We start from the raw sequence: 20,467 nt of genomic DNA on the forward strand, positions 1-20,467 counted from the left end.
AGTGCACGTTCGCCGAGCTCGACCGGCAGGTCGAGAAGGCCCGCGCCGAGCACGACCCCGCCGAGACCGAACGCCGCCGCCTGGCCGCGGCCGAGCAGCGGCACTTCAAGGTGCACCTGAAGTACATGACCGCCGAGGGCCTGGTCCCGATCTCCGGGCTGCTCGACGTCGCCGACGCGGTCGCCCTGGACGCCGTGGTCGCGGCGAAGGCCGACACCCTGGACCCCGCGCTGCCCCTCGACGTGCGCCGCGCGATCGCGGCCGGCCTCCTCGGCGACCCACCGGCCGGGCAGCCGCGGCGGGAGGTCGTGATCTACGCCCACACCCGCCCCGGCCAGGTCATGGTCGACCTGGACAACACCCGCTCGGTGATCACCCCCGAACACCTCCAGCACTGGTGCCAGCAGGCCGGCACCACCGTGACCGTGCGGCCGGTGATCGACCTCAACGACGAGCTGGCCACCGAGACCTACCAGGCCACCCCGCTGATGAAGGAACAGGTCCGGCTCCGCCACCCCGAGTGCCCGTTCCCGCTCTGCCACCGGCCCTCCTGGCGCCAAGGCCAGCACGCCGACACCGACCACACCATCGAATGGCCGCTCGGCGCGACCACCACCTCGAACCTCGCACCCCTGTGCCGAGGACACCACCGGCTCAAGACCTTCACCGACTGGACCTACCACCACGCCCCCGGCACCGGGTTCGTCTGGACCAGCCCCCTCGGCCACCGACATATCGGCTGACCCCCACCCCGCCGACCACGGCCGGCGGGGTCACCGTCATGTCCGTTCCCGCGAAAAGCGCCCCGGCGGTCCAGCTGTACCGGCAGACCGGTTCATGACAGTCGGCTCGCGGAGAGCTGGTAGCCGAGTGGTTGTCGGTCCTCACCCGTTCGATGCGGGTGATGCCGCGGGTTGCGAAGTACGCCGCGGCGCGGACCAGGAAGCCGGCGCAGGTCGCGCCTTCTCGTCCGGCAGGACCTCGGAGTAGGCCAGCCGGAAGTGGTCGTCGATGAGTGAGTGGACGTGGTCGAACCCGATCTTCGCGCGCTTCTTCGCCGCGGTGGATCCGGCCGACCTCCAAAGCCGGGAGGCAACCGCAACCACCCACCCGCCATCCCCGCTTGCTGCCTAGCGGCCGCCACCACCGACCAGCCGCAAACCCGCGGACATGCCAACGAGACTCACGGCTCCGTGCGGTCACCCGGCTCCCCGTCGCCCTGCTCGCGCTTCCGCTGCTCGTCGTACGCCTTGCGCTGGGCCTCCGCGCGCTCGCGCACCTGGCGGAGGAACTCCTCGTCCTTCTCCGGGTCGACGGCGGCGGCACGGCCGGGGCGGTCGTACTCGGGGAACGACGGCTGCTGGCGCTCGTACGCCGACCGGCGCGCGGCGCCGTCGTCGGGGCGGCCGGCGACCAGCCAGGCGATCGAGCCCACGAACGGGAACAACAGGACGATGATGATCCAGGCCGCCTTGGGCAGGTTGCGGACCCGGTCCGCCGGGCTGCCGATCGCGTCGACCAGGCAGAAGACCCAGAGCGCGAACGCCACCACCCCGAAAAGACCCTCGATCTTGATCACGGCGGCAGTCTGGACCCCCTCCGCTCCCGACGTCAGCAGAATCGCGTGGTTGACTCGCGGGCATGGACGCCGATCGGGTCGGCGAGGCGTTCGCGGCGGTCCCGCGGGCGTGGTTCCTCCCGCGGTCGCAACGCGGGCGGGCGGCGTACGACGGCCCGATCGACATCGGCCACGGCCAGACGAGCTCGCAGCCGCGCACGGTCGAGAACATGCTGCGCCTGCTCGAGGTGCGGCCGGGCGACCGGGTGCTCGACGTCGGCTCCGGCTCCGGGTGGACGACCGCCCTGCTCGCGCACCTGACCGGACCGGAGGGCGAGGTGCTCGGCCTCGAGCTCGAGCCGGAGCTGGTGGAGTTCGGCCGTGGCAACCTCGCCCGCGGCACCTGGCCGCGGGCGCGGATCGAGGCGGCGGACCCGGACGTGCTCGGCGACCCGGCCGGCGCGCCGTACGACCGGATCCTGGTCTCGGCCGGGGCACGGGAGCTGCCCGCCACCCTCGTCGACCAGCTCGGACCGTCGGGCCGGATGGTGATCCCGGTGAACGGCGAGATGCTGCTGGTCGAGAACGATGACGGGCAACCGGTCGTCAGCCGGCACGGCTACTACCGATTCGTGCCGCTGCGGTGAGTGCTACGAGGAGGGATAGACCTCCCACGCGTACCAGGTGCTGCCGGGCGTCCGCCACTCCCCGACGACCTCGTCGTCGCTGATGAAGTGACCCTTGTAGCACCAGTCGCGCGAGCAGACCTCGTTCCAGTGGCCGGTGTTGTCCACGGTGGTGCTCGGGAAGTCACCGAACCCGTTCACCGTGAACCCGGAGACGTGGGTGCCGTTCCACCTCAGGTGCATGTTGTTCCCGTGGTGGTCGAAGCCGCGCCAGGTGCCCTGGAAGTAGCTCGGTCCGGACGGGGTGCGAGCGCTCCACACGTGGTAGGTGCGGTCCCCGCCGCGCCGCCACTTGCCCACCACGTCGGTGGGGCTGACCCACCGGCCGGAGAAGCAGACCCCGTTGTTGCACCGCTCGTCCCAGAAGTCGTTGCCGCCGACGTGCGCGTTGCCGAAGCTCAGCTGCCCGACGTAGAAGCTCTTCACCTCCGTGCCGTCGAACTTCAGGGTCACCGTGAGGTTCTGGTGGTCGGCCCCGGTGTAGTCGCCCCGCTTCGGGATCGTGCTGCGCTCGTGGGCCGGCGAGCCGGCGGCCGCGGCGTGCTTGCCGCCGTGGGCGTCGGCGGTGGAGCCGATCAGGCAGGCGACGACGGCGGTGAGTGCGATGGTGAGTGCACCGATCCGGCGCGGGATGCTCGGCGCGCGCATCAGTGGGCGTACACGTAGGCGGTGAAGTGGGACTCGTGGCCCTGGTTCGGGTCGTTCCAGATCCCGAAGAACTCGGTGTCCGAGGCCCAGTGGCCGCGCACGCACTTGCGGGTGTGCGGGTCGCACCTGTGGTGGACGGTGGCGCCACTGACCGGCGCGCTGCTCACGATCAGGTGGCCGTTCACCGTGACGTTCGAGATCGCGTGCCCGTCGAAGTAGAAGCGCACGGACCGGTCGTGGCCGTCGCGGCCGAGGTAGTGGCCGTGGTACGGCAGCACGGACCGGGCCTCGAGCCCGGCGTGCGCCGCGTCCGCCGGAGCGGTGACGACGAGGCCCACCCCGGCGGTCATGAGTAGTACGGCGAACGTCGCGCCGATCCTGCGCAGCATGATGTGTCTCCCCTCGAGTCCCCTGTGCCCCCCGGCCTCGCCACGCTAGGTGGGCCACCCCCCGGAAGCCATCGCCTGTCCGGGCCATGGCGCCGCTGGGGTCGGACCGTTCACCGCCCGTTCCCGGGCCGCCCCTATCCTGCGCGGGTGACCGATGCGCCCGCCGAGCTCCTGCGGCTCGCCTCCGCGGACAACTTCCGCGACGTCGCGGGCACCGGGTCCGGCCACCCGACCCGGGACGGCGGGCGCGTCCGCCGCGGGGTCTTCTACCGGTCGAACGAGCTCCAGCTGACCGACGCCGACGCGACGGCCCTCGCGGACCTCGGGATCGCCGCCATCCACGACCTGCGCAGCACGCCGGAGGTCGAGGCGCACCCGGACGTCACGGTGCCGGGCGCGGCCTGGCACCACGTCGAGGTCTCCGGCATCCCGATGGCGATGGTCGAGGGACTCCACGACACCGCCGCGGCGGAATGCGTCATGCGCGAGGTGTACGACGCGTTCGTCCGCTCGGCCGGGGCGCGGGCGTCGTACGCCCGCCTGCTGACCGCGCTCGCGACCGGGGAGCTGCCCCAGCTCTTCCACTGCACCGCCGGGAAGGACCGCACCGGCTGGGCCGCCGTACTGCTGCTGGAGATCGCCGGGGTCGACCGCGGCACCATCCTCGCGGACTACCTCCTCACCAACGAGGTGTCGTCGGCGACCCGGGACAAGTACCTCGCGCTGATCGCCGAGCACCTCGGCCCGGACAAGGTCGCGGTGTACGAGCCGACGATGATCGTGGAGCCGGGCTACCTCCAGGCGGCGTACGACGCGGTCGAGGCCGACTACGGCTCCGTCGAGGGCTACTTGCGGGACGGTCTCGGTCTGGACCAGTCCCTGCTCGACGCGTTGCGGGCCAGACTGATCGCGTGACCCGCCACCCGTACGCCGTCCGGGAGGTCGGCATCGTGGTCGCGATCCAGGCGCTGGCCCTGGTCGCCCTCTCGCCGTTCTACGGCCCGCACCGGGACGAGCTCTACTTCGTCGTCGCCGGGCACCACCCGGCGTGGGGCTACCCGGACCAGCCGTCGTTCACCCCGCTCGTCGCGGCGTTGATGGACTCCCTCGCACCGTCGCACCTGCTGGTGCTGCGGCTGCCCGCCGTGCTGGCGGTGGCGGGCGTCGTGCTGCTCTCGGCACAGGCGGCGCGGCTGCTCGGTGCCGCGCGAGCCGGCCAGGTGCTGACCGCGGTGGCCGTCGCGTTCTCGGCGCTCGTGCCCGGGCTCGGGCACCTGCTCGAGACCTCGACCTTCGACCTGCTGTTCCTCACCGCCGTCCTGGTCGTCGTGGCCCAGTCGCTGATCGACGACCGGCCACGTCTCTGGCTCGTGGCCGGTGTGCTCGCCGGGCTCGGCCTCAACAACAAGCACTCGGTGGCGTTCCTCCTGCTCGGCCTCCTGGTCGGCGTCGCACTCACGCCCGGGACCCGGCCGATGCTCCGGACCCGATGGCCGTGGCTGGGCGGACTCGTCGCGCTGGCGATGTGGGTGCCGAACCTCGTCTGGCAGGCACAGCACGGTTGGCCGGTCTTCGCCCTGTCCGCCGACATCGCCGACGAGTACGGCGGGGTCGGCGGGCGGATCACCCTGGTCCTCGAGGCATTCGTCATGTACAGCCCCGTGATCGGGGTCGTCTGGATCGCGGGCCTCGTGCAGCTCCTGCGCCGTCCGGACTGGGAGCGCGCCCGGCCGGTCGCCTGGGCGTTCCTGGTCGTGCTGCTCGTCTACCTGGTCACCGGCGGCAAGGGGTACTACCTCGGCGGCCTGGTGCCGCCGCTGATCGCGGCCGGCTGCACCCACCTCGCGGCGAGCCGACCCTCCCGCCGCGTCGTCGGGGTCGGGGCCGTCCTCGTCGCGACGTCGGCCGTGGCGTACCCGGCGGTCGTCCCGGTGCTGCCGACCTCGACGTTCTCCGGCTCGTTCTGGGCCGACGTCAACGACGTCCAGGGCGACACCATCGGCTGGCCGGGATACGCCGACCAGGTCCGCGCCGTCGTCGACTCGCTCTCCCCCGAGGAGCGCGAGCACGCCGTCGTCTTCACGACCAACTACGGCGAGGCCGGGGCGATGAGCTGGTACGACGTCGGGCTGCCGGCGTACAGCGGCCACAACGGCTACCGCAACTGGGGGCCGCCACCCGAGGACGCCTCGCCCGTCGTGCTCGTCCTCGAGACCCCGCCCGACGACTTCCGGGGCTGCGAGCTCCGGGACCGGCTGCGCAACGACACGAGCACCGACAACGAGGAGGTCGGCGCGGGCGTCTGGGTCTGCGACGGCCCGGTCGGCGGCTGGCGTGCGGCCTGGCCGAGGCTCGTGCACTACAACGCGTAGCGGCCGGTCAGAGATCGACGACGAGGTCCGCGGCCGGGGTCGCGGAGCAGATCAGCACCTCGTCCGCGCCGGGCGCCTCGAGCGGCGGGGTCGCATACGCCACCGAACCGGACAGCACCGCAGTCACGCACGTGTGGCACACACCGGTCCGGCACGACCACTGGGTCGGGACGTCGCACGCCTCCGCGAGCTCCAGCACGGAGCCGTAGCCGTCGGCCCAGGCGGCTGTGATCCCCGACCGCCCGAAGGTCACGGCCGGCCCGGTGCCCGGCGGTCCCGGTGGCTGGTGCGGCACCGGGGTCGGGGCACCGACCACGCCGGGGTTGATCGGGGAGCGGGACCCGAACCGCTCGGTGTGGATCCGGGTCGGGTCCAGGCCGGCGGCCGCGAGCGCCGCACCGACGTCGGCCATGAAGGAGTCGGGGCCACACACGTACGCGCTCGCCGTCGCCGGGACGCCGAGCGCGGCGACGGCCTCCGCGGTCAGGCGTCCCGTCCGTACGCCGGAGCCGGCCGCGGGCGGTTGCGCCGGGGTCGTGTAGTACACGACCGAGTGCGACGCCGGAAGCCGCCCGAGCAGCCCCGTCACCTCGCCGGCGAACGCGTGGCTGTCGGCATCGTGGGTCGTGTGGACCCACCACACCTCGCGGGTGCTGTCCTCGCTCGCCAGCCGGTGCAGCATCGCCAGCACGGGAGTCAGGCCGATGCCCGCCGAGACGAGGAGGACCGGCGCACCGTCGTCGTCCAGCACGAAGTCCCCGCGCGGCGCCGCCACCTCCACGCTGTCCCCCGGCCGCAGGTGGGCCTGCAGGTAGGAGCTCACCCGGCCCTGCGTCTCGCGCTTCACGCTGATCCGGTACTCGCCGTCGGGACCTCCCGACAGCGAGTAGGTCCGCACCGGGACCGGGTCGCCCGAGCCGGGGACGCGGAGGGTCAGGAACTGGCCGGGACGGTACGGCGGCAGCGGGTCGTCCGAGGCCAGTCGGTACGACGTCACCGACGAGGTCTCCGCGACGACGTCGGTGACCGTGAGGGTCCGGAAGCCCGGCCAGGCCGGTGGCGGGGCGACGGCGACGCCGGCCGGCTGGCCGGTCCCGCCACTCTCCAGCATGCTCCGGAACGACCCCTGCCAGCCCGGGCTCAGGGCCGGGATGTCGAGCGCGTCCGCCAGCCGCTCCGGGTCGTGTCCCGGCAGGTAGAGGAGCGCGTCCGCGGCGGCCACGCTGAGCTCGTGCGGGCCTCGGCGGGTCCGCTCGATCGGGTCCCCGGCACGCACGTGGCCCTCGGTCAGCACCCGGAGGTAGAAGCCGGGACGGTGGTGCGCGACCAGCAGCGACGGCAGTCGTGGCTCGCCCAGCCGCATCCCCACCCGGAAGCAGGTCACGCGTGGCTGGCTGACCTCGAGCTCGGCCTCGCCGATCCGGTAGCGGTCACCGATGCAGACCTCCTCGTCGGCGAGACCCTCGACCGTGAAGTTCTCGCCGAAGGCGCCGGGCTCGAGGTCCTCGCGCTGGAGGACATCCGCCCAGTACCGGTAGGACTCGACCTGGTAGACGAGCACGGCGCGCTGCTCCCCGCCGTGTCCCGCCAGGTCGCCCTGGCCGTCGCCGTCGATGTTGAGGCGTCGTACCAGCCGGGGACCCGAGACCGGGCTCTTCCACACCCCCGTGTGCACGGTCCGTCCGCGCCAGGACACGTCCTTCGGCATCCCGACGTTGACCGACAGCAGGCGGGCCATGGCCCCAGCCTCGCCGATCCGACCGCGTCTGTCACGACACGTGGTCGGCGCCGTCGTCCTCCTCTTCGCGCATCGTGATCCGCTGCTCGGCGAACCGCACCTCGACGGTCTCGAATCCCTTGTGACGCTGAGCTCTCGCGTAGCCGACGTACGCGCGCCGGTCGGCGTCGGTGAGGTCGACCCGGTCGGTGAACGGCGTCAGGAGGGCTCGTGGCCACAGCCGTCGCTCGAGCACCACGTTGACCTCGATGCCCAGGACGCCGATGACCGCGGTGAGCCAGAGGAGCCCCATCAGGCCGAGGACCAGGCCGAAGGTCTGGTTCATCGCGCTGGTCTCGGTGAGGACGTTGGTGACGTAGGCCGTGCCGATGGTCTGGAGCCCGATCCACCCCAGCGAGGCGGTCACCGCGCCGGGCACCGAGCCGGTCCAGATGCTGTGGCTGCGGGCGGCGCCGACGCGGAACAGGGCCGTGAGCACGACCGTGTTCACCAGGACCGTGAGGACCGTGATCGGCCACCGGTACGACGAGACCGTCTCGCCGAGGACCTCGGTGTTCGCCGCGAGCGTCGACAGCACCGAGATCGTCAGGACGGCGATGCCCGCGGTCAGCAGCAGGAACAGGCTCTTGAGCCGCAGCAGGATCGGGTTCGGCCGGCTGTTGCGCGGAACGGACCACGCCACGTTGAGCGCGTTCTGCAGCGCCTGGCCGAGGCCGAGCGCGCCGTACAGCGCCACCAGGCCGCCGACGATGATCGCGGTGCTCGAGCCCGTCAGCCCCTCGGGACGGCCGAGCTGGTCGCCGATGACCGGGAACTGCGCGAGCGCCGAGTCGATCAGGTCCCCCTGGAGGTCGGGGTTGCCCTGGAGGAGGAAGCCGAGGATCGAGGAGCCGAGGAGCAGTAGCGGGAAGATCGCGATGAAGGCGTAGTAGGTGATGATCGAGGCCAGGTAGTTGCCCTGGTCGTCGAAGTACTTGTAGATGACCGCGAGCGGGTATCCGAGCACGGACCAGCGCCGCTGGGCGCGATCGGCGCCGTCGATGACCCGTCCCACCCCGCCACGCTACCGAGGTCGCGGTCCCAGAACGGTCAGGTTGCCGTCCCGGTCGGTCGTGAACAGCTCGACGCCGTCGGTCACCGTGGGCGCGTCGGCGCCCAGGGCGACCGCGATCTTGTTGGCGGCGTTGCGGGTCACGTCGAGCACCACCTCGACGACCTGGTCCTCCGGCAGGTGGCTCCGGGCGGCCGCGGCGACGTCCGCGGGGACGGCGTACGGCGTCCAGATCACCGCGTCCGTCAGGGCGAGCGCTGCCTTGACGTGGACCGGCAGGTCGCTGTCGGCGTACCGGTCCACGGCCTCGAACGTCGCCTCGTCGGCGCCCTGCTCGATCGCCGCGACGGAACGCCGGGACCGGCAGACCCGGCAGTCGTGCTGGCGCGCGCCGCGGAGCCGGACCAGCTCGGTCGTCACCGGGTCCAGCGCGTCGAGCCGCGCCACCTCGCGCATGAACTCCTCCAGCGCCGGCCACAGCTCACCGCCGTCCTCGACCGGACTGCCGACGGGACCGAGCACCGCCGGCACCCGCGGCCAGAAGTCGTCGACGAAGATCGCCTGCACGGCGACGAAGGCCGCCGGTCCGGTCGCCGCCAGGAAGCCACCCCGGAGCTCGTCGTCGATCACCGACACGTCGACCGCGAACTGCTCCGCGAACGCCACCACCCGCGGGTCCGTGAGACCGACGTCGAGGGCACGCCGCGCACCGAGGACGGCGCCGTACGACGGCGGCAGGGTCGACGGCGGCACGAGGTCAGCGTAGGGGCCCGGGATCGGGGAGCGTCGGCATCTCGAGGCCGGTGCGCCTGCCGACCAGGGCCGCCCGGGTGACCGACGCCGAGCCGAACCGGTCACGAACCCGGTCCAGCGCCGCGTCCAGGCCGTTCTCGTGCACGACGTCCGGGAACAGCGGCAGCTCCAGCTGCTGGGACCGCCCGTCGACCAGGCCGGAGATCGTGATGCCGAGCAGCGTGCACCCCCGCTCCTCGATGAGCGCCCAGTTGTCGGCGAGCAGCCGCCGGCCGGTCTCGAGCCAGGTGGCGGTGGTCGCCGTGGAGTACTTCAGCGTCGCGGAGCGGGTGGCCCGGGTGAAGTCGTCGAAGCGCAGCCGGAGCGTGAAGGTCTGACCGATCCGCTCGCCGGCCCGCAGCCGCCGGGCGACCCGGTCGACGAGGCCGGCGAGCAACGCGTCGAGCTCCTCGCGCGACTTCGGCTTGCCGGCTCGCCCCATGGCGCACTGCGACCCGATCGAGCGCCGCCGGCGGCCGACCTCGACCGCGCGCGGGTCCATCAGGTTGGCCAGTGCCCACAGGTGCCGGCTGGCGGCCCGGCCGACCGTCGCGCTCAGCTCGACCTCCTCCCGCCGGGCGAGCTGCCCGATCGTGCGGATCCCGTCCGCGTGCAGCTTCCCGGCGGTGATCGCACCGACTCCCCAGAGCCGCTCGACCGGCAGCGGGTGCAGGAACTCCTCCTCGCCGTCCGGGGCCACCGCGAGCAGGCCGTCGGGCTTGCTGACCGCGCTGGCCACCTTGGCGAGGTACTTCGTCCGCGCGATGCCGACCGAGATCGGGAGCCCGACCTCCTCGCGCACCCGGCGCCGGAGGTCGACCGCGATGGCCTCGGGCTCACCGACCAGCCGGCGCAGCCCGCCGACGTCGAGGAACGCCTCGTCGATCGAGATGCCCTCCACCAGCGGGGTGGTGTCGTCGAAGATCGCGAAGACCTGCTTGCTGGCCTCGACGTACGCCGAGAAGCGCGCCGGCACGACCAGCGCGTCCGGGCACAGCCGCGCCGCCTGGCGCCCGCCCATGGCGGAGCGGACGCCGTACGCCTTGGCCTCGTAGCTCGCGGCCAGCACGACACCACCGCCCACGATCACGGGCCGGCCGCGCAGCCGCGGGTCGTCGCGCTGCTCGACCGAGGCGTAGAACGAGTCGAGGTCGGCGTGCAGGATCACGGGACCCATGATCGAACACACGTTCGATCATGGGCAAGTGTCGGGAGCGCGCCGGCGCCGGGCGCCGGGTCAGGCGGCGAGGGCGGTCTCGATCTTCCCGGCGGAACGGCGCGCACCGTCGAGCACGGCCTCAACGGCCTCGGCGGGGGTGAGCAGCTCGTGCGCGGCCGCGACGACGGAGTCGGGCATCGCGGCCGGGGTCCGGATCATGGCTTCGGCGATGGCCAGTGCTGCGCGCGCGGCGTCCGGCCGCTCGTTCGACGCGTCGTGGTGGGCGTCGACCTGCATCGAGATCGACTCGAGGAAGCTCGAGATCGCGTCGCCGGTGTCCGCGACCGGGTAGCGGCGCCGACCCGGCCACGTCTCCGAGGGCCCGAAGAGGGCGTCGAGCGCGACCCGGACGCGGGGCGCCACGTCGGCGATCCAGATCATGTTGGCCACGGCTGCGGTGTGGCCCGCGGTCGCGCGGACGAAGGCGTCGCGCACGCGACCGTCGATGGCGGTCGCGTCCCGGCCGAACTGGTCGGCGAAGGCCACGACCTCCGGCGCCTCCAGCATCTCGTCGTGCACTCCGGACGGCCGCACCGAGACCAGGACCGTGTAGGACGCGAGTGTGGCGGGCGCGTGGGTCCCCAGAGCGGTCGCGCCGCCCCCGGTCCAGTCGTCGTGGGTCACTCCCCTGACTGTGGCACGTTCAGTACGACTTGGGCAGTCCCAGGGAGTGCATCGCCACGAAATTGAGGATCATCTCCCGGCTGACGGGCGCGATCCGGCCGGCCCGGGTCGCCACCAGCAGCCCCGCCACGCCGTACTCCTGCGTGATGCCGTTGCCGCCGTGGGTCTGCACGGCCGCGTCGGCGGCGTGGCAGGCGGCCTCGGCCGCGGCGTACTTGGCCATGTTCGCGGCCTCGCCCGCGCCCATGTCGTCGCCGGCGTCGTACAGCGCCGCGGCCTTCTGCGTCATCAGCCGCGCCATCTCGGTCTCGATGTGGCACTGGGCGAGCGGGTGCGCGATCGCCTGGTGCGAGCCGATCGGGTCCTTGAACACCGTGCGCTCGCGGGCGTAGGACGCCGCCTTGTCGAGGGCGTAGCGCGCGAGTCCGGTGGAGAACGACGCCGCCATGATCCGCTCCGGGTTGAGCCCGGCGAACAGCTGGACCAGCCCACCGTTCTCGTCGCCCACGATCGCGTCGGCCGGCAGCCGGACGTCGTCGATGAACACCTGGAACTGCAGCTCCGGGCTGACGATCTCCATGGGGATCGCCCGGTACTCCAGGCCCGGGGCGTCGGTCGGCACCACGAAGAGCACCGGCTTCACCTTGCCGGTCCTGGCGTCCTCGGCGCGCGCGACGACGAGCACGTTGTCGGCCTCGTCCACGCCGGAGATGTAGATCTTGCGGCCGTTCAGCACCCACTCGTCGCCGTCCTTGCGGGCGGTCGTCGTGATGTTGTGCGTGTTGGTGCCGGCATCCGGCTCGGTGATGGCGAACGCCATCGTCGAGGTGCCGTCGCAGATGCCGGGCAGCCAGCGCTGCTTCTGCTCCTCGGTGCCGTAGCGGCTGATGATGGTGCCGCAGATCGCGGGGCTCACGACCATGAGCAGCAGCGGGCAGCCCTGCGCGGACAGCTCCTCGCAGACGGCCGCGATGTCGCCGATGCCGCCGCCACCGCCGCCGTACTCCTCGGGGATGTTGATGCCGAGGTAGCCGTTCTTCCCGATCTCCAGCCAGAGCTCGGTGGTCTTCTCGCCGCTGCGCGCCTTCGCGGTGAACCACTCGCGGCCGTACTTGCCGGCCAGCCGGGCGACGGCCTTGCGCAGCTCCTGGCGCTCCTCGGACTCGCTGAACGTGCTCACTCTGCTTCCTCCACCACTGCGAGAACCTCGCCGGCCGCGACCTGCGTGCCGACCTTGACGTCGATCTGGGCGAGGACGCCGGCGTGCGGCGCGGTCACCGGGTGCTGCATCTTCATCGCCTCGAGCACCAGCACCTGCTGGCCCGCCTCGACCTGCTGGCCCGCCTCGACCGCGACGCTGACGACGGTGCCGGGCATCGGGGCGAGCAGGCTGCCGCTCGCGACCTGCTCGGCCGGGTCGACGAACCTCGGCACCCGGGTCAGCCGGACGTGCCCGTGCGGGCCGTCGACGTCGACAGCTGCTCCGTCGACACTGATCCGGTAGGTCGTGCGCACGCCGTCGGTCTCGAGCGTGACGCTGTCGGGACCGGCGTCGATGACCTCGTGGCCGTCGACGGCGTAGGCACCGAGCCACTCGACCGTGGCCTCCTCGAAGACCGTCCGCTGCGGCTGGGACACCACGTTGCGCCAGGCGACCGGGATGCCACGCTGGACGGTCCGCACCTCCTTCGCCCGCTCCGCCAGCGCGATCGCCGCGGCGACCGCCGAGCGGGTCGTGTGCCCGGGACGTGTCTCCGGGTCGTTGTCGGGCATCCGATCCAGGAAGTCGGTCGACACCTGACCGGAGAGGAACCGCGGGTCCCGCAGGATCGCGACGAGCTGGTCGCGGTTGGTGACCAGTCCGTGGATCCGCGCCCGGGACAGGACGCCGGCGAGCTTGCGGGCCGCCTGCTCCCGGCTCGGCGCGTGCGCGATCACCTTGGCGAGCATGGCGTCGTAGTGCGTCGACACCTCGCTGCCGGACTCGAAGCCGGCGTCCACGCGGATGCCGTCCTCCACCGGGATCTCGAACGTCGTGAGCACGCCGCTCTGCGGCTGGTAGCCGGCAGCGGGGTCCTCGGCGTACAGCCGCACCTCGATCGCGTGGCTCCGCGGCGGGTCCGTCCACCCCATGTACCAGTCCGACTCCGCCGAGATGATCTGCAGCTCGACGAGGTCGACGTCGTGCACGAGCTCGGTGACCGGGTGCTCGACCTGGAGCCGGGTGTTCATCTCCAGGAAGAAGAACCGCTCGGTCGCCGGGTCGTAGAGGAACTCGACCGTGCCGGCGCCCCGGTAGTCGACGGCCTCGGCGGCCTTGCGGGCGGCGTCGTGCAGCGCGGACCGCGTCTCGTCCGGGAGGTTCGGCGCGGGTGCCTCCTCGACGACCTTCTGGTGCCGCCGCTGGAGCGAGCAGTCGCGCTCGCCGTAGACGCTGGTGCCGACGACCTGCACCTCGACGTGCCGGCCGTGCTCGACGTACGGCTCGACGAAGACGGTGCCGTCACCGAAGGCGGAGGCCGCCTCTGACTCGGCCTTCTCGATCTCGCCGGGGAGGTCCTCGAGGCGTCGGACGACGCGCATGCCGCGGCCGCCGCCTCCGGCGGACGCCTTCACGAGCAGCGGCAGGTCGGCCTCGGTCGGCTCGTCCGGCGCCTGGAGCACCGGCACGCCGGCGGCCTTCATGATCTCCTTGGCGCGGATCTTGGAGCCCATCGCCTCGATCGACTCGGGCGCGGGCCCGACCCATGTCAGCCCCGCGTCGACCACGGCCCGGGCGAAGTCGGCGTTCTCGGACAGGAAGCCGTAGCCCGGGTGGATCGCGTCGGCACCGGAGCGCCGGGCGGCGTCGAGCACCAGGTCGATGCGCAGGTAGGTCTCGGCCGGTGCGTTGCCGGGCAGGCGTACGGCGGTGTCCGCCTCGCGCACGTAGGGCAGGCCGGCGTCGGCGTCCGAGTGGATCGCGACCGTCTCGATGCCGAGCTTGCGGCAGGTGCGGAAGACCCGCGAGGCGATCTCGGCCCGGTTCGCCACCAGGAGTCGTTCGATGGGGCGGCGGCTCACGGGCGGAACACCCCGAACCGGTCGGCGCCGACGACCGGCTTGTTCTCGATGACCGACAGGCAGATGCCGAGGACGGTCCGGGTGTCGCGCGGGTCGATGACGCCGTCGTCGTACAGCATCCCGGACAGGAAGTAGGGCATCGACTGCTCCTCGATCTGGGCCTCGACGATCTCCTTCACGCCCTTGAAGCCCTCGGCGTCGAACACCTGCCCCTTGGCCTCGGCGGACTGCTGGGCCACGATCTCGAGCACGCCGGCGAGCTGGGCCGGGCCCATCACGGCGGACTTCGCGGACGGCCAGGTGAAGAGGAACCGCGGGTCGAAGGCGCGGCCGTTCATGCCGTAGTTGCCGGCGCCGTACGACGCGCCCATGATCACCGACAGGTGCGGGACCCTCGAGTTGCTGACCGCGTTGATCATCATCGCGCCGTGCTTGATGATGCCGCCCTGCTCGTACTCCTTGCCGACCATGTAGCCGGTGGTGTTGTGCAGGAAGAGCAGCGGGGTGTCGACCTGGTTCGCGAGCTGGATGAACTGGGTGGCCTTCTGCGCCTCCTCCGAGAACAGCACACCCTGCGCGTTGGCGAGGATCCCGATCGGGCGGCCGTGCAGCTTGGCCCAGCCGGTGACCAGGGAGGTGCCGTAGAGCGGCTTGAACTCGTCGAAGACCGCGCCGTTCGCTCCCCCGGATCCCGGGGCGGAGACGCCGTCACAGATCCGGCGGATCACCTCGCGCGGGTCGAACGGCTCCTTGAGGTCGGTCGGGATCAGGTCGAGCAGTCCCTCCGGGTCCTCGTCCGGCTCGGCCCAGGCGGCGGGCGGCGCCGTCGCCTTACGCCAGTTCAGCCGCGCCACGATGCGCCGGCCGATCCGGATCGCGTCGAGCTCGTCCTCGGCGAGGTAGTCGGCCAGGCCGCTGGTCCGGGCGTGCATCTCGGCGCCGCCCAGGGACTCGTCGTCGGACTCCTCGCCGGTGGCCATCTTCACCAGCGGCGGGCCGCCGAGGAACACCTTGGCCTGGTCGCGGACCATCACGGTGTAGTCGGACATGCCGGGCACGTAGGCACCGCCGGCGGTCGAGTTGCCGAACACCAGCGCGATGGTCGGCTCCTTGCGCGCGCTGGAGCGGGTGATGTCGCGGAAGAGCTTGCCGCCCGGGATGAAGATCTCCTTCTGCGTGGGCAGGTCCGCGCCTCCGGACTCGACCAGGGCGACCGAGGGCAGCCCGTTCTCCTCGGCGATCTGCGAGGCCCGGAAGATCTTCTTGACCGTCCACGGGTTCGAGGCGCCGCCCTTCACGGTCGGGTCGTTCGCGGTGATCATGCACTCGACGCCCTCCACGACGCCGATGCCCGTCACCACCGACGCACCCACCGCGAAGTCGGAGCCCCACCCGGCCAGCGGCGACAGCTCGAGGAACGCCGAGCCCTCGTCGACGAGCAGCTCGATCCGCTCGCGGGGCAGCAGCTTGCCCCGCGCGTGGTGGCGGTCGACGTACTTCTGTCCCCCGCCCTCGACGGCCCTGGCGTGCTCGGCGTCGAGGTCGGCGATCTTCTCGAGCATCGCGGTCCGGTTGTCGCTCATTGCTCGACCACCGCCTTCATCCGCTCGAGGGTCGTGCGCATGCCCTTCTCGTTGGTGCGGCCGCGGAGCCTGCCCATCACCAGCCAGTAGGCACGCAGGTAGAAGACGGGCTCCAGCCGGTAGTACTCGGTCACCAGCGCGCCGTCGCCGTCCGGCTCGATCCGGTAGCCCCAGTTGTTGACCGTCACGTCGTCGGTGCCGACGGAGAACTCGAACAGCTCGTTCGGCACGCACGCCGTGACCTTGCAGGGAGTCCAGTAGGTCGGCCCGACGCCGTTGCGCTTCACGTGGCCCTTGAAGTACGCGCCCTCCTCGGGCCCGGTCGAGCCACGGGTCCACTCCGCCTCGAAGGTCTCCGGCGAGAATTCGCCGATCCGGGTCACGTCGCTGACCAGCGCCCACACCTTCTCGGGCGGCGCGTCCATCCGGAGCGTCACCTCGCCCCTCATCGATGCGGTCATTCGGGGTCCCCTCGGAATCGTGGGATGGAGGAGCGAAGCGGGGGAATCCCGCGATTCCGTGGGGTGATCATGTGTAGCCCAGCAGCTTGGCTGCGAGATCGGTCAGCACGTCGCTGGCCCCTCCTCCGATCGGCAGGATCCGGGCGTCGCGGTAGTGCCGCTCCACCTCGGTCCCGTGCATGTATCCCGTCCCGCCGTGCAGCTGGACGGCCTGGTCACAGACGTACGTCGCGCAGTCGACCGCGGTCTGCTTCGCCAGGCAGGCCTCGGCGACCACGTTCTCTCCCGCGACGTGGCGGCGGGCGACCTCGCGCGTGTAGGTGCGCGCGACCTCGACCTGCCTCCGCATCTCCACGAGCCGGTGCCGCACCACCTGCCGGCTGAGCAACGGCTTGCCGAAGGTCTCCCGGTCGCGGCAGTAGGTCGCCGTGAGCTCGAGCGAGCGTCCGGCGATGCCGTAGGCGTGCACCGCCAGCGCGAGCCGCTCGACGACGAACTGCTCGGCGATCTGGAGGAACCCGGTGTCCTCCTCGCCGACCAGGTTCGTGACCGGCACCCGCGCGTCGACGTACGACAGCTCGGCGGTGTCGGAGCAGTGCCAGCCCATCTTCTGCAGCGAGCGGTCCACGGTGAAGCCGGACGTGCCCTTCTCGACGACGAGGAGGCTGACGCCCCCCGCCCCCGGACCACCGGTCCGCACGGCGGTCGTCACGAAGTCGGCGCGCACGCCGCTGGTGATGAACGTCTTGGACCCGTTGACGACGTACTCGTCACCGTCGCGTACGGCGGTGGTGCGGATGCCGCCCACGTCGGAGCCGCCGCCGGGCTCGGTGATCGCGAGCGCGCCGATCCTGTCGCCGGCCAGGGCCGGGCGGACGAACCGGTCGACGAGGTCGGCGTTGCCGGATGCGGCGATGTGCGGGAGGGCGATGCCGCCGGTGAACAGCGCGGCCATCAGCCCGCTGCTGGCACCGGCCTCGAACATCCCCTCCTGGAGGTCGACCGTGTCGAGCAGGTCGCCGCCCTCGCCACCGACCGACTCCGGGAACGAGACGCCGAGGAGGCCCTGCTTCGCGGCAGCGGCGTGCAGCTCGCGCGGGACGGACCCGGCGTCCTCCCACTCCTGGAGGTGGTCGACGACCTCGCGGCGGGTGAACTCCGCGGCGACCTCGCGCAGGTTCATGCCAGGTCCTCCTGGACGTGCACCATCCGCGAGCGGACCCACTCGCCGAGCCCCTTGGCCTGCGGGTCGAACCGCGTCGACGCGGCGACGCCGTCGCCGAGCAGCCCGCGGACCAGCACGTTCACCGCACCCAGGTTCGGCAGCAGGTAGACCTCGACGTCCAGGTCGGCCGCCTCGGGCACCAGCTCGCGCACCTTGCGCGGGGTGACGAGCTTCTGCAGCCAGGTCACGCGGTCGGCGTACTTGTCCGAGCCGTCGTGCGCCACCCAGAGGCCGAGGTTCGCGTCGCCGCCCTTGTCACCCGATCGCGCGTGCACGAACGTGCCCAGCGGCATCCGGCGGGTGAGGGAGTCCGTGGGCGCCGGGTACGGCGAGGGCCGCCGGCCCTCGGCGTCGTCCACGGCGGCGAACTCCGTCGGGTCGGCGATCACCTCGCGCCGGCCGTCGGCGTGCACGACCGTGTGCGTGACGGCCGATCGGTCGACGTACGCGGGCCGGTAGACGCCGTACGGCGCAGGTTGCGCCGGCGGGCCGGTCATCGTGAAGCCGGGGTACGACGCCAGCGCGAGCTCGACGGCCGGGCCGGTGAAGGCCCGGCCGACCGGGTCGGGCGCGGCGTCGCGCACCGTGCAGCGCAGGAGGCAGGACGCGCCCTCCTCGGTGTCCGCGTCCGGCGCGGGCAGGGCGCCGAGCGTCCAGGTCACGTCGGCGGCGGTCAGGGACGGGCTGAGCTGCTCGCGCACCCAGTCGGCCTTGGCCTCGATGTCGAGGCCGGTCAGCACGAACTCCACGGTGTTGCGGAAGCCGCCCAGCTCGTTCACGCAGACCTTGAGCCGCTCGGGCGGCGCCTCGCCGCGCACCCCGCTGATCTCGACCCGGTCCGGCCCGACCTCGCGCAGCCGCACCGAGTCGAGGTGCGTGGTGACGTCCGGGTTGAGGTAACGGGTCGTCTGGATCTCGTACAGCAGCTGCGCGGTGACGGTGTCGATCGTGACCGCCCCGCCGGTGCCGGCGTGCTTGGTGATCACGCTCGACCCGTCCGCGGCGATCTCGGCGAGGGGGAAGCCGAGCGACCTGGTGTGGTCCGGGAGGGACCGGAAGCCCGAGAAGTTGCCGCCGGTCGCCTGGGTGCCGCACTCGAGGACGTGCCCGGCGACGACGGCGCCGGCGAGCTCGTCGTACGACTTGGGTGTCCAGCCGTGGTGCGCGACCGCCGGCCCCACCACCAGCGAGGCGTCGGTGACGCGTCCGGTGACGACCACGTCGGCGCCCGCCGAGAGCGCGGCCGCGATGCCGAAGCCGCCGAGGTAGGCGTTCGCGGTGAGGGCGCCCTCGCCGATCCCGACCTCGGCGAGTCCGCGGACGTCGTCGCCCTCGACGTGGGCGACCTGCGGGTCGAGCCCCAGCCCGCGGGCGACCTCGCGGATCCGCTCCGCGAGACCCGCGGGGTTGAGGCCGCCGGCGTTGCTGACGATCCTCACTCCCTGCTCCAGCGCGAGCCCGAGGCAGTCCTCGAGCTGCCGGGCGAAGGTCTTCGCGTACCCGAGCGCCGGGTCCTTCATGGTGTCCCGGCCGAGGATCAGCATGGTCAGCTCGGCGAGGTAGTCGCCGGTCAGGTAGTCCAGGCCCTGCCCGTCCTCCTGGCGGCCCTCCAGCATCTCCCGCATCGCGGAGAGCCGGTCACCGTAGAAGCCCGAGCAGTTGCCGATCCTCATCGCCTCTGCCGCCCGTCACCCGCGGGACCGGCGAACGCCTGGGCGATCGCCAGCCACTGCTCCGCGTCCGCGCCGACGGCGACCAGGTCGGTGTCGTCGCGGTGCACGCGCTGGGTGACCAGCAGGCAGAAGTCGTAGGCGGGGCCGCGCACCGACTGTGCCGCGTCCTCCGGCCCCCAGGCCCACAGCTCGCCTGAGGGCGCGGTCAGCTCGACGCGGAACTCCTCGGCCGGCGCCTCCAGTCCGTGCACCGAGAAGGCGAAGTCCCGCGTGCGTACGCCGAGGTGGGTGACGTGGCGGATCCGGTCGGTGAGCTCGGGGACGACCTCGAGGGCGTCGTACACGTCCAGCGCGTGCGCCCACGTCTCCATGAACCGCGCCGTGGCCATCGAGGCCGGGGACATCGGTGGGCCGAACCACGGCATCTTCTGGCCGACGGGGAACTCGCGCAGCGCCCGCGGTAGCGCCTCCCGGGCCGCGCCCCAGCGGCCGAGCAGCGCCTCGGGCCGCAAGCGCGCGACCTCGTGCGCCTGCTGGTCCACGAACCCCGTCGGGTCCTCCAGCGCACGCAGCACCAGCGCGTCCCACGCGTCCTGGTCGGTCGCCGCGATCACCGCGACCTCGTCGGTCCACAGCAGGTGGGCGACCTGGGTGGCGACCGACCAGCCGGTGGCCGGCGTCGGCGTGTCCCAGCCGTCGTCGTCGAGACCGACCACGACGTTCCAGAGCCGGTCGCTCTCCGCCTCGAGGTCGTCGAGCAGCTCGTCCAGAAGGGTCATCGCAGCTCCTGCTCCAGGACGTCGGCCCAGCGGTCGAGGATCCGGCCGCGGCGTCGTGCGTCGTCGGTGATGGTGTTCGCGAGGCCGAGGCCGCGGACCAGGTCGAGGGTCGCCTGCACCAGCTCGCGGGTGCCGGCCACGGACTCGTCGGCCCCGAGCAGCTCGACGGTGAGCCGGTGCGTCTCCCGGCCGACCCGCTGCTCGAGCGGAGCGACGGCGGCGAGCAGGGCCTCGTCGGTGCGGGCGGCGACCCAGAGCTCGAGCGCGGCGGTGAAGACCGGTGAGGTGAAGTGGTCCGCGAGCACCTGCAGGACCGCGCGGGTGTGGCGCGGTCCCTCCGGCACGGCCGCGGCCGCCGCGGCGAGCTCCAGACCGCGCTTCTCGGTGAGGTGCTCGACGGCCGCCACGACCAGGTCGTTCTTGGTCGGGAAGTGGTGCAGCTGCGCGCCCCTGCTGACGCCGGCCCGCTCGGAGACCAGCGTCGTCGACGTGCCGGCGAAGCCGCGCTCGACCAGGCAGTCCACGGTCGCCTCGAGCAGCCGCGCCCGCATCACCCGGGTGCGCTCCTCCTGGGGGACGCGCGTCGTCCCGGCGGTGGTCACGCGG

19 protein-coding genes and 2 pseudogenes are annotated in these 20,467 nt (G+C 72.4%); 4 read left to right on the forward strand and 17 right to left on the reverse strand.

The annotated features are described in order from the left end of the window. A pseudogene (locus N538_RS29330) lies at nt 1-743 on the forward strand (HNH endonuclease); the annotation flags it as partial. Nucleotides 744-873: 130 nt separating this feature from the next. Here the strand turns inward: N538_RS29330 and N538_RS28020 are convergent. Then, nucleotides 874-1,043 (reverse strand): annotated as a pseudogene (locus N538_RS28020) (IS481 family transposase); the annotation flags it as partial. Between the two features lie 140 nt (nt 1,044-1,183). After that, entirely contained in the window at nt 1,184-1,579 is a 396-nt protein-coding gene (locus N538_RS0113690; RefSeq protein ID WP_028637752.1) for a PLDc N-terminal domain-containing protein, read from the reverse strand. A 62-nt stretch (nt 1,580-1,641) separates the two neighbouring features. Here N538_RS0113690 and N538_RS0113695 point away from each other — a divergent pair, with 62 nt between their 5' ends. Further along, nucleotides 1,642-2,205 carry a protein-L-isoaspartate O-methyltransferase family protein gene (locus tag N538_RS0113695; protein ID WP_028637753.1) on the forward strand — a complete coding sequence of 188 codons (564 nt, stop codon included), beginning with the start codon at nt 1,642-1,644 and terminating at the stop codon, nt 2,203-2,205. Nucleotides 2,206-2,208: 3 nt separating this feature from the next. On the opposite strand, the gene N538_RS0113700 is transcribed toward N538_RS0113695, so the two are convergent. Both N538_RS0113700 and N538_RS0113705 read right to left on the reverse strand, forming a co-directional pair. Continuing rightward, the gene (locus tag N538_RS0113700; RefSeq protein WP_028637754.1) at nt 2,209-2,892 is read right to left on the reverse strand and encodes a hypothetical protein; all 684 of its coding nucleotides are present in this window, start codon (nt 2,890-2,892) and stop codon (nt 2,209-2,211) included. Then, entirely contained in the window at nt 2,892-3,281 is a 390-nt protein-coding gene (locus N538_RS0113705; RefSeq protein ID WP_028637755.1) for a hypothetical protein, read from the reverse strand. Before N538_RS0113705 ends, N538_RS0113700 begins: the two co-directional genes overlap by 1 nt. 147 nt (nt 3,282-3,428) lie before the next feature. Between N538_RS0113705 and N538_RS25415 the strand changes: the two genes are divergently transcribed. Both N538_RS25415 and N538_RS25420 read left to right on the forward strand, forming a co-directional pair. After that, nucleotides 3,429-4,196, forward strand: coding sequence for a tyrosine-protein phosphatase (locus N538_RS25415; RefSeq protein ID WP_051549284.1), 768 nt, complete (start codon nt 3,429-3,431; stop codon nt 4,194-4,196). Next, entirely contained in the window at nt 4,193-5,653 is a 1,461-nt protein-coding gene (locus N538_RS25420) for a glycosyltransferase family 39 protein (RefSeq protein WP_036570591.1), read from the forward strand. The genes N538_RS25415 and N538_RS25420 overlap by 4 nt, the downstream gene beginning before the upstream one ends. 7 nt (nt 5,654-5,660) lie before the next feature. On the opposite strand, the gene N538_RS0113720 is transcribed toward N538_RS25420, so the two are convergent. The 13 genes from N538_RS0113720 to N538_RS0113780 all read right to left on the reverse strand — a co-directional run bounded on the left by N538_RS0113720 (nt 5,661) and on the right by N538_RS0113780 (nt 20,463). Next, on the reverse strand, nt 5,661-7,391 hold the full coding sequence (locus N538_RS0113720; RefSeq protein ID WP_028637756.1) for an MOSC and FAD-binding oxidoreductase domain-containing protein: 1,731 nt from the start codon (nt 7,389-7,391) through the stop codon (nt 5,661-5,663). Nucleotides 7,392-7,422: 31 nt separating this feature from the next. Further along, entirely contained in the window at nt 7,423-8,445 is a 1,023-nt protein-coding gene (locus N538_RS0113725; RefSeq protein WP_028637757.1) for a YihY/virulence factor BrkB family protein, read from the reverse strand. 9 nt (nt 8,446-8,454) lie between these two features. Next, the gene (locus N538_RS25425; protein ID WP_051549285.1) at nt 8,455-9,195 is read right to left on the reverse strand and encodes a carboxymuconolactone decarboxylase family protein; all 741 of its coding nucleotides are present in this window, start codon (nt 9,193-9,195) and stop codon (nt 8,455-8,457) included. A gap of 4 nt (nt 9,196-9,199) precedes the next feature. After that, a complete protein-coding gene (gene dinB / locus N538_RS0113735) occupies nt 9,200-10,402 on the reverse strand; it encodes a DNA polymerase IV (protein ID WP_231496217.1) in 1,203 nt (400 codons plus the stop codon). 69 nt (nt 10,403-10,471) lie between these two features. Next, the gene (locus N538_RS0113740) at nt 10,472-11,077 is read right to left on the reverse strand and encodes a hypothetical protein (protein WP_028637759.1); all 606 of its coding nucleotides are present in this window, start codon (nt 11,075-11,077) and stop codon (nt 10,472-10,474) included. Between the two features lie 19 nt (nt 11,078-11,096). Continuing rightward, the gene (locus tag N538_RS0113745) at nt 11,097-12,257 is read right to left on the reverse strand and encodes an acyl-CoA dehydrogenase family protein (protein WP_028637760.1); all 1,161 of its coding nucleotides are present in this window, start codon (nt 12,255-12,257) and stop codon (nt 11,097-11,099) included. Then, entirely contained in the window at nt 12,254-14,140 is a 1,887-nt protein-coding gene (locus N538_RS0113750; RefSeq protein WP_028637761.1) for an ATP-binding protein, read from the reverse strand. The genes N538_RS0113745 and N538_RS0113750 overlap by 4 nt, the downstream gene beginning before the upstream one ends. Next, on the reverse strand, nt 14,137-15,723 hold the full coding sequence (locus N538_RS0113755; protein WP_028637762.1) for an acyl-CoA carboxylase subunit beta: 1,587 nt from the start codon (nt 15,721-15,723) through the stop codon (nt 14,137-14,139). Before N538_RS0113755 ends, N538_RS0113750 begins: the two co-directional genes overlap by 4 nt. Beyond that, nucleotides 15,720-16,184, reverse strand: coding sequence for an SRPBCC family protein (locus tag N538_RS0113760; protein ID WP_197025345.1), 465 nt, complete (start codon nt 16,182-16,184; stop codon nt 15,720-15,722). Before N538_RS0113760 ends, N538_RS0113755 begins: the two co-directional genes overlap by 4 nt. 67 nt (nt 16,185-16,251) lie before the next feature. After that, nucleotides 16,252-17,367: an acyl-CoA dehydrogenase family protein gene (locus tag N538_RS0113765; protein ID WP_051549286.1), complete on the reverse strand. Its 1,116-nt coding sequence runs from the start codon at nt 17,365-17,367 to the stop codon at nt 16,252-16,254. Next, nucleotides 17,364-19,082 carry an acyclic terpene utilization AtuA family protein gene (locus N538_RS0113770; RefSeq protein ID WP_028637765.1) on the reverse strand — a complete coding sequence of 573 codons (1,719 nt, stop codon included), beginning with the start codon at nt 19,080-19,082 and terminating at the stop codon, nt 17,364-17,366. Before N538_RS0113770 ends, N538_RS0113765 begins: the two co-directional genes overlap by 4 nt. Then, nucleotides 19,079-19,861: a TIGR03084 family metal-binding protein gene (locus N538_RS0113775; RefSeq protein ID WP_028637766.1), complete on the reverse strand. Its 783-nt coding sequence runs from the start codon at nt 19,859-19,861 to the stop codon at nt 19,079-19,081. Before N538_RS0113775 ends, N538_RS0113770 begins: the two co-directional genes overlap by 4 nt. After that, nucleotides 19,858-20,463, reverse strand: coding sequence for a TetR/AcrR family transcriptional regulator (locus N538_RS0113780; protein ID WP_028637767.1), 606 nt, complete (start codon nt 20,461-20,463; stop codon nt 19,858-19,860). Before N538_RS0113780 ends, N538_RS0113775 begins: the two co-directional genes overlap by 4 nt. Between the last annotated feature and the right edge of the window lie 4 nt (nt 20,464-20,467).

The organism is Nocardioides sp. URHA0032 (assembly GCF_000620645.1).
In the GTDB taxonomy this organism is placed as follows: Bacteria; Actinomycetota; Actinomycetes; order Propionibacteriales; family Nocardioidaceae; genus Nocardioides.